9 protein-coding genes are annotated in these 13,052 nt (G+C 62.2%); 4 read left to right on the forward strand and 5 right to left on the reverse strand.

What is annotated here, in order from left to right:
* Positions 1-23: 23 nt before the first annotated feature.
* Together OIL77_08410 and OIL77_08415 are read right to left on the reverse strand one after the other, a co-directional pair.
* Complete coding sequence (locus OIL77_08410; protein ID HJI45422.1) at positions 24-623, reverse strand: HD family phosphohydrolase; 600 nt, start codon at positions 621-623, stop codon at positions 24-26.
* Between the two features lie 108 nt (positions 624-731).
* Positions 732-1,217, reverse strand: a complete 486-nt coding sequence (locus tag OIL77_08415) for a CarD family transcriptional regulator (GenBank protein HJI45423.1) — start codon at positions 1,215-1,217, stop codon at positions 732-734.
* Between the two features lie 342 nt (positions 1,218-1,559).
* Between OIL77_08415 and argS the strand changes: the two genes are divergently transcribed.
* The 4 genes from argS (at position 1,560) to OIL77_08435 (ending at position 8,951) form a co-directional block, all read left to right on the forward strand.
* Positions 1,560-3,413: an arginine--tRNA ligase gene (gene argS / locus OIL77_08420; GenBank protein ID HJI45424.1), complete on the forward strand. Its 1,854-nt coding sequence runs from the start codon at positions 1,560-1,562 to the stop codon at positions 3,411-3,413.
* Between the two features lie 943 nt (positions 3,414-4,356).
* Positions 4,357-6,783, forward strand: a complete 2,427-nt coding sequence (gene rho, locus OIL77_08425) for a transcription termination factor Rho (GenBank protein ID HJI45425.1) — start codon at positions 4,357-4,359, stop codon at positions 6,781-6,783.
* A 310-nt stretch (positions 6,784-7,093) separates the two neighbouring features.
* A complete protein-coding gene (locus OIL77_08430) occupies positions 7,094-8,494 on the forward strand; it encodes a hypothetical protein (GenBank protein ID HJI45426.1) in 1,401 nt (466 codons plus the stop codon).
* Between the two features lie 7 nt (positions 8,495-8,501).
* Entirely contained in the window at positions 8,502-8,951 is a 450-nt protein-coding gene (locus OIL77_08435) for a VanZ family protein (protein HJI45427.1), read from the forward strand.
* Between the two features lie 114 nt (positions 8,952-9,065).
* Here the strand turns inward: OIL77_08435 and OIL77_08440 are convergent, their stop codons facing one another.
* The 3 genes from OIL77_08440 to OIL77_08450 all read right to left on the reverse strand — a co-directional run bounded on the left by OIL77_08440 (position 9,066) and on the right by OIL77_08450 (position 12,888).
* The gene (locus OIL77_08440; protein ID HJI45428.1) at positions 9,066-9,956 is read right to left on the reverse strand and encodes an ROK family protein; all 891 of its coding nucleotides are present in this window, start codon (positions 9,954-9,956) and stop codon (positions 9,066-9,068) included.
* 141 nt (positions 9,957-10,097) lie between these two features.
* Positions 10,098-11,279: an aminotransferase class I/II-fold pyridoxal phosphate-dependent enzyme gene (locus OIL77_08445; protein ID HJI45429.1), complete on the reverse strand. Its 1,182-nt coding sequence runs from the start codon at positions 11,277-11,279 to the stop codon at positions 10,098-10,100.
* Between the two features lie 316 nt (positions 11,280-11,595).
* Positions 11,596-12,888, reverse strand: a complete 1,293-nt coding sequence (locus OIL77_08450) for an IS30 family transposase (protein ID HJI45430.1) — start codon at positions 12,886-12,888, stop codon at positions 11,596-11,598.
* Positions 12,889-13,052 lie beyond the last annotated feature (164 nt).

The raw sequence follows: 13,052 nt of genomic DNA on the forward strand, positions 1-13,052 counted from the left end.
GTGGTTTTAGGTGGCGTTGACGGTTAGGCCTGGAAGGTATCTCGGTCGGGGGCGAAGGACTGCATGGCCGCGATGGTGCGGTCAAAGAGCTCGGGGAGCTCCCAGCCCAACATCTCGGCGCCCTGCGAAATCACGTCGCGCGAGCAGCCGGCGGCAAAGCGTTTGTCCTTGAACTTCTTCTTGAGCGACTTAGTCGTAAAGTCCATAACGCTCTTGCTCGGGCGCATGATGACGGCAGCGCCAATCAGGCCGGTGAGCTCATCGCAGGCAAACAGGATCTTTTCCATCTGCAGCTCGGGCTTGGGCAGTGAGGTGTTGAAGTCCGACGTGTGCGTCTGGATGGCGCGAATGAGCTCGGGAGACGCACCTTCGCCCTCAAGAATCTCGGCAGCATAGATGGTGTGGTTAATGGGGTCGTCCTCATGCTCCTCCCAATCCAGGTCGTGCAGCAGACCGACGATGCCCCAAAACTCCTCGTTCTCGGGGTCGAACTCGCGCGCAAAGTAGCGCATAGTGCCCTCGACCGTCTCGCCATGGGTGATATGGAACGGGTCCTTGTTGTGCTCATTGAGCAGTTCGAACGCGCGGTCGCGGGTGATTCCGGCGGTAAGCGGCTCTGCCATAAGAGACTCCTTGTGCTCGTGGGTATCGATAAGAATGAATACTACTAGAACAAGAAAACCACCACAAAGGTGCCTGTTCCCTTTGTGGTGGTTTTTGGCGCGGATGGGTTAGTTGAGGGCGGCTTGGGCTAGGCGGGCTTCGGCGGCCTCCTCGGTGACGCCAAGGGCCACGGCGAACTCCTCGATGGAGCGGCGTTTGGCCTCCTTGAGTACGCGCATGTAGTAGGAGCTGGGTTTTTTATCAGCTTCCTCGGCCTGGCGAATGCGGTGCATCATGGTCTTTGCCACGCGGACCGTCTCGGGCGCGCCCAGCTTGAGCTGCTGCTTAAAGTGTGTCTCCTCAAGCGAGCTGTTGCGCTCGGTAAAGGTGTCGCACTCCAGCTCGTCATAGTGGCTCAGCAGGTGCTCGGCATCTTGCTGAGAGATGGCGGCGTGCAGACGGTCGGCCTGCGCCACGGGGTACATGAGGATCGTCTGCGCATGTCCCTGCTTGGTCTCGAGCAGCAGCATGGGCTGCGGTGTGTCGTCCCTAAAACCGACGACGGTGCAGACTCCCTGGCCCGGATGAATGACGTGTTGACCGATTGAGAACATGCTACCTCCAACTTATACGAATTTACGTATGTCTAGAATAACACGCTGACGTGCGCAAACCCGTACTTTATGCAGGAAAAGCACACAACTCTGATAGGTAAGAGTATTCGATAACAGACGCAGCTCATTCACACCTTTATGCATTTTCAACGCCTGCATAATCTGCAGGCAGACCGGCATCTTTGAGTGACTCCATACAAGCTGTAGTCATTTTTGTGCATATGCAATATCTATTAGCTTTACCCTGCGACAGTGCCCGTCGCTTGTGATAGAGTGCTACAAACTCTGGCTTTTGCCCTACGAGTGACCAAGAGCTCGGGGGCTTTAACACAAGGAGGATCTATGCCCGAGAAGATTGAAGAGCTGGTACGCGCTGCGCTTGCTGCGGCCCAGGAGGCCGGCGACCTTTCCGCATTTGAACTTGACGATTGCGCTATCGAGCGACCGGCTGACACTTCTCATGGCGAGTGGACCTCTACCATGGCCCTGAAGTCCGCCAAGCTGGCCCACTGCGCCCCGCGCAAGATCGCCGAGGCCATCGTTGCCCATATGCCCGAGGACCCCGCGATCGAGAAGGTCGAGATCGCAGGCCCCGGCTTCATCAACTTCTACCTCTCCGTTGCCGTCAAGAATGCCATCTTTGGCGAGGCTCGCGAGAAGGGTATGGACTTCGCTAAGTCCAACGTCGGTGGTGGCCTGAAGACCCAGGTCGAGTTCGTTTCCGCCAACCCCGTCGGCCCCATGCACATCGGCCACGGCCGCTGGGCCGCGCTGGGCGACTCGCTCTGCCGCGTTATGGATCACGCCGGTTACGACATCCAGCGTGAGTTCTACATCAACGACCACGGCTCTCAGATGAACACCTTCGGCAACTCCATCAGCACGCGCTATATGCAGCTTGCCGACATCATCGCCAAGCAGGGCGTGGATATCGACGAGGCTCACAAGCTGCTGATCGCCGACCGCGACGCCTTTGTTGCCGACGAGAACGACGAGCATCCCGAGACCCATCCGTATCAGGACAACTTTGCCGAGACCCTGGGCAAGGACTCCTACGGCGGCGACTACATCATCGACGAGGCCGCCGAGTTCTGGCGCACCGACGGCGATAAGTGGGTCAACGCCGATCCGCAGGAGCGCATGGAGAGCTTCCGCGAGCGCGGCTATGTAAAGATGGTCGACAACATGCGCGACCTTTGCCATGCCGTTAACTGCGACTTCGATCGTTGGTTCTCCGAGCGCTCGCTGTATGTGAAGGACACCGAGGGCGAGACCGCCGGCACCTCCGCCGTCGACCGCGCTTTTGAGAAGCTCGACAAGATGGGCTATCTCTACACCAAGGACGGCGCCCTGTGGTTCCGCTCCACCGACCTGGGCGATGACAAGGACCGCGTTCTGATCAAGTCCGACGGCGAGTACACCTACTTCGCCTCCGACGTCGCCTATCACTGGGATAAGTTCCAGCGCGTCGACCACGTCATCGACATCTGGGGCGCCGACCACCACGGCTACATCGAGCGCGTCCGCTGCGTCTGCGACGCTCTTGGCTATCCCGGCAAGTTTGAGGTTCTGCTGGGCCAGCTCGTCAACCTGCTGCGTAACGGCAAGCCCGTCCGTATGTCCAAGCGCAAGGGCACCATGGTGACCCTGCAGGAGCTTGTCGACGAGGTCGGCTCCGATGCCGCTCGCTACACGCTCATCTCCAAGAGCTCCAACCAGATGGTCGACTTCGATATTGAGGCCGTTAAGAAGCGCGATAACTCCAACCCGGTCTATTACGTGCAGTATGCTCACGCCCGCGTGTGCTCCATCCTGCGCCGTGCCGCCGACGTTACGCCCGAGCAGGCTGACGAGATGGGCATGAAGGCCGTCGCCGCCAAGGCCATCGGTGAGAACGTCGATTACTCGCTGCTGACCGACCCGACCGAGCTCGCCCTTTCGCGTAAGCTCAACGAGCTCACCGACCTGATTGCCAGCTGCGCTCGCGACCGCGCCCCGTTCCGTCTGACGCACTTTGCTGAGGAACTCGCCGGCGACTTCCACAGCTTCTACGCTGCCTGCCAGGTTCTGCCGAGCGAGGGCCGTCCCGTCGACCCCGAGCTTTCGCGCGCCCGTCTGGCCGCTTGCGACGCCGTTCGCGTGACGCTCGCCCTGGTGCTCACCCTCGTTGGCGTTTCCGCGCCCGAGCAGATGTAAGCTACGGATCATTTGACCGTGTAGGTTCGGCTTTGCTGAGCCCTATAAGCCCGATCTCCATGCGGAGGTCGGGTTTTTTGCGTTTGGTGAGACTATTTGGTTTGCTGGGAAATGCTACCAAATTGCAACTATACCGGTTTACGGGGCTGAATCGCCAACTGGCGACCATGGTGCCAATAGTGAAATTAAACCCGCAGGTAGATGGCTTATTGTTTCTTGATAATGCAGGGTATGGTTGGCTTGCAGCATCCTGGCCCCGTAATCCGGCGTAGTTTTGAAAATTGTCCCTTGGGGACGGAGGAAAACGGATCATTTTTGTCTCGAAGAGGGGTGGCGGGATACCGTCCGTCACGAATTGGGCTCATCTCCTACGTTTGGACGCATATCCCGAACCATGCCGAAAAGTACGATATTAAAACCGCAGGTAGCAGACTCGTTGTTTTTGAAAAAACAAGGGTATGGTCAGGGGCTCGGGGCAAACGTAGCAGATGGGCGCGATTCGTGGCGCGGCTATTCCAGGTGCCACGGCTTCACTCCTCTGGCGCGACATTTCAAGGCGCTTTTGAGGAGGAGTGTCCCTGATGACTGGGCGTTTAAGAACGTCCAATGACTAAGTTGCAGGTGGCGGCGGTTGTGTTACACTAAAGCTGCGTATATGACGCAAATATCTCGATACAGATCAATGATGTCCGTCGGTATTTGACGGAGCTAGACTGTTTAGCCGCCCTGAAGGTTTATGCAGGGAGCATGTGATCACAGGGCTTGAAAAGAAAGTTGAGCAAACACTGTGTCTGATCAACAGCAAGAAAACGAAATAACGACGACGCAAGCCGCTCCCGCTGCACCGGTTGCGTCGGACCAGGTCGCGGCGCCCGCGCAAGCCTCGGCTCCTGAGACGCCTAAGGCTGCTTCGACGCCTACGCCTGTAGCGGCTGAGAAGGCCGTGTCTGCAACTGGTGAGGAGGCTGCTCCGGCAAAGCCCAAGCGTACGCGCCGCGCGGCCAAGCCTGCCGATGACGGCGAGGAGGTCACCAAGCCCAAGCGCCGTACCACGCGCACGACGCGCGCCAAGCGTACCGCTGCAGCTGACTCCTCGGCGCCGATTTCCGATGAGGTCGCGCAGGCACGTGCGTTGGCGCAGATTAGCGAGGCTCAGGTGGTGCGCGCCCGCCGTCGTGCTGCCGAGCGTGAGGCCGCGGCTCTGACCGAGCTTGCAGCTCCGTTTGTGCCCGAGACGCCTGCCGCCACCGAGACCCCTGTCGCCGACCAGCCAACCGAGAAGCCGGTACCGCGCACACGCCGTCGCACGGCTGCTAAGGCCGAGCAGGTTGCCGATCAGGTAACCCCCGAGCTCGCTGAGGCTTCGGTCCGTTCCGCGGCAGGGGAGGGCACATCGCCTGTTGAGCCCGCTGCGCCTGTCGAGGCCAGCGAAGTTCCCGTTGTCGATCCGGCTTTGCGCCCGCACCGTCGCGGTCGCAAGCCCAAGGCTTTCGTCGAGGCCGAGAAGGCCGCAGCCGCAGCCGCCGCCGCTCGGGATGCTGCGGCGACCGCCGAGCCTGCAACCGCTGCCGACGCGCCCGTCCAGGATGCTACGACTTCCGAGGCCGTTTCTGCCGATGTCGAGCCCGCCGACGTCCGTCCTGGTCGCAGCCATCGTACTGCTGCTAAGCGCACGTCCAAGGCCAAGGCTGCCAAGAAGGGTGCGTCCGAGGTTTCCGCCGAGACGACCGCCGATGCATCGACTGATGCCGCCGAGCCCCAAGACGTCGAACAGTCTGCGTCCGAGAAGCCCAAGCGCGGTCGCAAGAAGTCCGCTAAGGCCAAGGCCGTCGAGCAGCATGCCGAGGCCGAGCCGCAGGGCGATTCCAATGCCGAGGCCAGCGATGATGCTTCGGCTAACGAAGACGCCTCCGCAACCGATGGCACCGCCCCCGTCGAGACCGAAGAGAGCGCTCGCCCCAACCGCCGTCAGCACAAGCGCAACGACGAGCGTAATGACCGCAACGAGCGCAAGGACGAGCGTAACAACGATCGCCGCAACCGTCAGCGCGACCGCAAGCAGCGCAATAAGGAGCGCAATGCCGCTCCGACTGAGCCCACGCTTTCGCGCGAGGAGCTCGCGGCCATGAAGGTCGCCGAGCTGCGCGAGAAGGCCAAGGAGTTCGAGATCGAGACGACCGGCAAGAAGAAGGCCGAGCTCGTCGAGGAGATCTACACTACCGCCGCAAAGGCCGAGGGTTTCCGCGATATCAAGGGCATTCTGCAGATTCGCCCAGACAGCTCCGGCATCATCCACGCCCATGGCTACATGAAGTCCAACGACGACGCCTTCGTGCCCGCATACCTCATCCGTTCCGCGCGTCTGCGCACGGGCGATGTCATCGAGGGCTCGCTGCGTCCTTCGCGCGGCGGCGACAAGCGCGCCGGCCTCGCCAAGATCACGACCGTCAACGGCATGGATCCTGAGCAGATTCGCAATCGCCCCAAGTTCGGCGACCTCACCCCGGTCTATCCCAACGAGCCGCTGCGCATGGAGCATGGCAAGGATTCCATTACCGGTCGTGCCATCGACATCGTGTCGCCGATCGGCAAGGGTCAGCGTGGCCTGATTGTGTCCCCGCCTAAGGCCGGCAAGACGACGATCCTCAAGAAAATCTGCCAGTCTATCTCGATTAACAACCCCGAGGTGCACCTCATCTGCCTGCTCGTCGACGAGCGCCCCGAAGAGGTCACCGATATGCAGCGTTCCATCAAGGGCGAGGTTGTGGCGTCGACCTTCGATATGCCCGCCGACAACCACACTCGCGTGGCAGAGCTCGTCATCGAGCGCGCCAAGCGCATCGTGGAACTGGGCGGCGATGTTGTAGTTGTGCTCGACTCCATCACGCGTCTTGCCCGCGCCTACAACTTGGCGGCGCCCGCCTCAGGCCGCATCCTTTCGGGCGGCGTTGATTCGGCGGCACTGTATCCGCCCAAGCGTTTTCTGGGTGCAGCCCGCAATATCGAGAACGGTGGCTCGCTCACCATCCTGGCCTCCGCACTCATCGATACCGGTTCCAAGATGGACGAGGTCATCTTTGAGGAGTTCAAGGGTACCGGCAACATGGAGCTCAAGCTCGACCGCGACCTGGCCGATCGCCGCATTTTCCCGGCCATCGACCCTGTTGCCTCGGGTACGCGCAACGAGGACCTGCTGGTCGACGAGCAGATGCGCCCGTTTGTCTTTGGTCTGCGTCGCATCCTCGCCGGCATGAACAATACCGAGCGCGCGGCCGCATCGTTTATCAAGGGCCTCAAGGGCACCAACACCAACCAGGAGTTCCTGGTGCGTTCGGCCAAAAAGCATAGCGACTACGAGCAGACGTTCTAAGTCGTCAACCGCACGCGGCGTTATTGCCGGCGCGATGAAGGGTCGGGGCTTGCGCCTCGGCCCTTTTTATATCGCCACTCGGCGCCAGTTATCGACCATAAGACTGGCAAGCAGCAGGTTTCCCGTTTCAATCCGACATCGTCGCTTGCAATCGACAGGGCGGTTTCGCATAATAGCTTTTAAGCTTCGCGACGGAAAACGCAGATGAAACGAACCATATACCGTTGCTTTGGGGCATAGCCCCGCTTCATCTTCTCTCGCGCAGCCAACTGAATGATGCGATTTGGGTGCTGGAAGATGGGGAGAGCTCATGGCTTCTTCTGATGCAACACAACGAGCAGTCCTTGCCGGACTTTCGTGCGGGATCGGCCTGGCCGCCCCCGTGGTTATGTATGCCGCGACGCTGCCGTTTTCGTCGGTGAACGAGACGGTCGTGGCGGGTGCGGTTCCCTTCGCCGTGGGCGCGGTGGCGGGCGTGGGTATCTATGCCGCCTCGCTGGGCATCTCCGAGTACCGTGCGCAGCGTGAAGAGCGTCTGTTCCAGCCCGATGCCATGGGCGGTGCTGCCAATCTCAATCAACATCAAAGTGAGTTCAAGACCGCCTCGATTCCGGCTCAGCAGCAGGATGCGACTCCTTACGCTGCGGCTTCTGCTTCTCAGGCTCAGGCGGAGCAGTCTACCTCGGCATACCTTTCCGGCCTGACTGGTGCGTTCCAGCGCCGTCATGCCGATGATGGTGTCCCTACCATCGCTCGAGCCGCAGATGCTATGGACGAGGCCGAGGCTTGGTCCATGATCGACAGTATGCTCGACGACGATTCGCCGGTGAGCTGCGACCCTGCACACTCGCGCGACGTCTATCAAGTCGCCATCGACGAGCTTACCAACGGCGGGCAGACCGGCTCCTTCAATCGTGACGACATCGCCGCCGCGGCGCGCGCCGTGTCGGGCTCCCAGGCCGCCCCTGCGGGCAGCACGGCGGCTTTCGTGGCACTCGTTGCCAACGCGGCAGCCAATAACGCCTACAACGCTACCTCGGGCGACGCGAACGCTTCTGCCGATTATTCGTACGTTGATGAAGCCATTACCGCGGACGAGGAGGCCGTTGCCGCCCGCCGTGCCGCCGAGAGCTCGCTTTGGGGCGCTCCTGCTCAGCAGCAGGCGGCTGAGGCTGCGCCGTACAACGCAAACCTCGCCAGCATGCCTATCATCTCCGGTGCCGCGGACATCGATCTTGACGACCTCGATGAACCTGCAGCCATCACCGCATCGATTGATGCCCAAGATCGCATCGACACCGGCGACCTTCCGGACGCCTCGCTCGAGGTCGATGTCCCCATGGCCGATTACTCGGGCCACGAGGACATGTGGGCCGCCGCCACCGCGATTCTGGATGAGATTGACGAGCCCGCTCCTGTTGCAGTCCCCACTCCCGTCGCTGCCCCTCAGCCTGCTGCTCCCGCCTATGTCGGCCGTCACAGCGCTGTGTTCCCCGAGGATACCGCCCGTATCTCGCGCGAGAGCATCGAGCGGGCCGAGGCTATTGCCGCCGGCATTATGGAAAATCGTCGTCACGAGCGCGTCAATCAGATCCTCGAGGAAGAGATCGAGCGCCTGCAGTCCTCTACCGCCAAGCGTACGGGCCGTGCCTATCTGAGCGTTATCGAGGGCGGTACCGCCAGCTTCGCGCCGCTCCGCGCGGAGGCATAACTTCTGCATGGTTAAGATGAATCGAAAATGGGCGGTCGTGACCTGCCTGATGGCGCTCTTGATCTGGGGCAATTCGCTGGTTCCCGGCTCGGGGTCGGGCTCGCTGAGCCTAACGGTCATGGAAGCTATCCGCGGTTTCCTGCACGGCGTGGGACTTCCATATGAATGGGTGACCAACTTTGTTGTTCGCAAGTGCGCGCATTTTACCGAGTATATGGTGCTCGGCATCCTGGCAACGCACGCTTTTGATTTTGAGGGCCGGCACACCTTTGACGTGCTGCTGCCCACGGCGGTGTTCCTGCTGCTGATTCCCTCGATCGACGAGACGATTCAGCTCTTTGTGCCGGGACGCGCCGGCATGATCACCGATGTGATGATCGACTGCTGTGGAGCGGCAATGGGCGTTGTGCTCCGATATCTCTTACGGTCGCTGATGTACGCCAAAAAGGCCGCCTAGGACGTATTGTTTGGTCCTAGGCGGCCTTTTTTATTTGAGGGCTTATATGAGGCGTGGTGGCGTCGTTCCATTGGTCGGATTTGCTGGGCGCGCCACGCCCCGTGGGTGCGTCTGTTACTGAAGCGCCTGTGCGCCCAGGGCAAGGCAACCCATGATGCCCTGCTTGCCCTCGAGGCTGTTGTTGACAATGTAGGTATCGATGTCGTTGACCTCGGGCGTGACGATATAGCCGTTGAGCATTTCGGCACATTTCTTGCGTGCGAGCGGCACGATGGGGGTGTGGTCGGCCACGCCGCCGCCGATGATGATCTTTTGCGGCGCGTAGCACAGCGTGTAGGTCATGAGCGCCTGTGCCAGATAGCCGGCGAGCAGGTCCATGGCCTCCGGGTCATCGGCCATGTCTCCGGCGCTCTTGCCATCCCAGCGCTTTTTAACGCCGGGGCCGGCGATGAGGCCCTCGAGACAGTTGTCGTGGAAGGGGCAGGCGCTGTGCTCGCCAATGGTGTCGCGCGGGTCGCGCGTGACCAGGATGTGGCCGGCCTCGGGATGCATCATGCCGTGCACGAGCTTACCGCCCGAGAGCACGCCGGCGCCCACGCCGGTGCCGATGGTCAGGTAGACCACGTCGGTGAGGCCCTTGGCGCAACCAAACGTGACCTCGCCCAGGCAGGCGACGTTGACGTCGGTATCGTAGCCGCAGGGGATATTGAGCTCGTTTTGGATAGTGCCCAGCAGGTCAAAGTAGCGCCATGCCGTTTTGGGCGTCTCCAGGATCTTGCCGTATTGGGGCGAGGCAGGGTTGACTGCGGTGGGGCCAAAGGCGCCGATGCCCAGCGCGGCGATGCCCTTGTCGGCAAACCATGCGTTGACGGCCTCAACGGTCTCCTGCGGGGTCGTGGTCGCGATCTGCTCGCGCTCTAGGACCGTACCGTCCGCATAGCCCGTGGCGCAGACCATCTTGGTGCCACCGGCCTCGAGCGCTCCGATAAGCTGCTGCTCTGCCATAGTATTCCTCTCTCTGGGACGAGTTGCTCCGTGACTAAAGTATAGAGCTCTAAACTATTTAAGAAAGCGCTATAGAAAGAAGCCTCGCAACGCGGCGGGCGGTGCGGGGCTTCTTTGGTTGCTTTAGTTGCCGGGCCGTCCTTACCCGCGCGGCTTGATTTTATCACGTAGCGACTTGAGGTTCTCCAGCGCCGCGTTAAGCGTCTCGTCTCGCTTGGCAAAGTGGAAACGAATCAGATGGTTGACGGGCTCGCGGAAGAAGCTCGAGCCGGGCACGGCGCCCACGCCCACCTTAGACGCGAGGTCCTCGCAGAATTCGAGGTCGCTGTCATAGCCAAACTCAGAGATGTCCATCATGACGTAGTAGGCGCCCTGCGGCACGTTGTGCGTGAGGCCGATGCTGCCGAGTCCCTGACAGAACAGGTCGCGCTTGGCGGTGTAGAGGTCGAGGACCTCCTGGTAATAGCTGTCGTCGAAGTTGAGGGCGGTGACGACAGCTTCCTGCAGGGGAGCGGCGGCACCCACGGTGAGGAAGTCGTGGACCTTCTTGATGCGCTCGGTGATCTGGGCCGGGGCAATGGTGTAGCCCAGACGCCAGCCGGTGATGGAGTACGTTTTGGACAGCGAGCTGCAGCTGATGGTTCGCTCGAACATGCCGGGCAGCGTGGCCATATAGACGTGCTCGTGGGGCGCGTAGACGATGTGCTCGTACACCTCGTCGGTGATGCAGTAGGTGTCGTACTTTTTGCAGAGGTCGGCGATAAAGGTGAGCTCCTCGCGCGTAAAGACCTTGCCGCAAGGGTTGGAAGGGTTGCACAGGACGATGGCCTTGGGGTCGTTGTCGCGGAAGGCCGCCTCGAGTGTCTCGCGGTCAAAGTCGAATGTGGGCGGGTTGAGCGGCACGTAGATAGGCTCGGCACCCGAAAGGATCGTGTCGGCGCCGTAGTTCTCGTAGAACGGCGAGAAGATGACGACCTTGTCTCCGGGGTTCGTAACCGTCATCATGGCGGCCATCATGGCCTCGGTGGAGCCGCAGGTGACTATGATATTCTCGTTGGGGTTCACCGGCATGCCCATAAAGTGCTCCTGTTTGGCGGCGAGCGCCTCGCGCATGGCCTGGGAGCCCCAGGTGATGGAGTACTGGTGATAGAGCGGCTTGGGGTCGCTGGCGATGGTGCTCAGGCTATCGAGCAGCTGCGCCGGGGGATCGAAGTCGGGGAAGCCCTGCGACAGGTTGACGGCGCCATACTTGTTGGAGATGCGCGTCATGCGGCGGATGACGGAATCGGTAAACGTTGCCGTGCGGTTGGAGAGTTCTTTCATGCCGGTCCTTTCGAGCATTTGCAGTGGGGCAAGTTTACTCCTATGAAACCGGTGGGATTTGCTCGAAATGGTCTCGAAAAACTCTTTTCGGTTGATTTCCGATCTCAGCCGAACACATTAGGCGGACAGGCCGTTCCCGCAGCTAGCCGAACGCCCCCGAGGCCCCATCCGGGCCCCGGGGGCGCCGTTTTCCCAGTTGAAGGAACGGTGGAGATGTGTTTCGATGGGTCCGGTGGCCATGCTCCGCCCTCCGCCCGGCACCTCTTCCCAGACTCAGCCGGACGGTCGGTCCGCCTATTCCTTTTTTCCCTTCAGGCTAGGCCAGCGGGGCATCGCCCCTCTCTGCGCGCGCCCTCTCGATGAGTCCCGGCGTCAGGTCGAGCTCGGCCAGAGGCACATCCTCCACGCCGTAGGCGTCAAGCAGCGCCGCCGCATCGTCCCCGAGCATCGCCCTGAAGGCGCGCGCGGGCGTCGAGAAGCCGAGCGCGCCGCGGGGCTCGGAGTTCACGTGCGACATGGCGAGCGCCATGTCGGCCGGGGAGAGCCGGTCGAACCTGAGGCCGGCGCCCTTGGGCAGCAGCTTCCTTATCTCGACGTGGTTGCGCTCGCAGGCGCCCTTCTGGTCGCTCCGCCTGGGGTCGCAGTAGAACAGCCTCGTCTCGCCGGGCCCCTCGCCGAGGAGGGCCGCGACCGCGGCCTCGTCGGCGAACTCCGCGCCGTTGTCGGTGAGCACGGCGCGGAACACGCGGCGCGCCCCGTCGGCGCCGAGGACCGCCCGGACGCCCTCCAGGGCGGCCGCGACGCACCCGGCGGTCTTCCCGCCCAGCGGCAGCGCGAGCTGCAGCCTGCTGGGGCGGTGCAGTAGCGTGAGCAGGCAGGCCGAGTCCTCCCGGGCGCCCTCGACGGTGTCCATCTCCCAGGCCGCGGCGCACGCGTCCTCCCCGAGGGCGAGGAACGCGGCATACGACCTGCGGGCGGAGTGGCGCGTGGCCGCCCGCCCGGCGGCGCGCCTCCTCGGCCTGTAGCCGACCTTGCGCCTGAGCTCCATGTTCGTCATGCCGTCGTAGCCCGCCGAGACCCAGCGGTAGATGGTCGAGGGAGACAGGTCCACCGGCCCGCCGTTGCGCGCCGCCATCTGCTCGGGCGACAGCCCCCGGCGCAGGCAGTCCCTGATGGCCTCCAGCCTCGCCGCCGCGGCGGGCTCGTCGGCGTCGATCCCGCGCCTGGACGAGACGAGCACCGAGTCGGCGCACAGCTGCGCGGCCCGGGCCTCGTAGAAGACGTGCGGGCGGCGCTTGCAGCCCACCGCGCGGTAGCGGCCGCACCCGTTGCAGCAGCGCGGCCACGCCGCCAGGCGCGGGCAGGCCGCCGACAGGTCGGTGCCGGCGTCCACGCGCTCGCCGCGCCTGGGCTTCGGCGCCGTCACGAACCTGTGCGACGCCACCTCGGCGCTCACCGTCGAGGGCGACCTGCCCAGCTCCCTCGCGATCTCCCTGCACGAGGCCCCGCGCTCCAGCATCCTCTGGACTGTGTCCCGCTCGTGCCTCGTGAGCCTTCCGTAGGCCCTCGGGACCGCCCTCGCGGAGCCCCTTTTCTTCTTTCCGGACATGCCGTCCTCCGATCTCCCGGGGCCGGCCGGTCCGGCCCTCAGGGTATCGGGTTCCCACATTCATCCGCACATGTGCGGATGAATGTGGGAGGTGTTCGGATGAAGTCGATAATCAAGGAAAAACTCTTTTCAAAATTCTTGAAAATTGGGGCTTGCATCGCGTG

It is taken from the genome of Coriobacteriaceae bacterium, assembly GCA_025993015.1.
GTDB lineage: Bacteria > Actinomycetota > Coriobacteriia > Coriobacteriales > Coriobacteriaceae > Collinsella.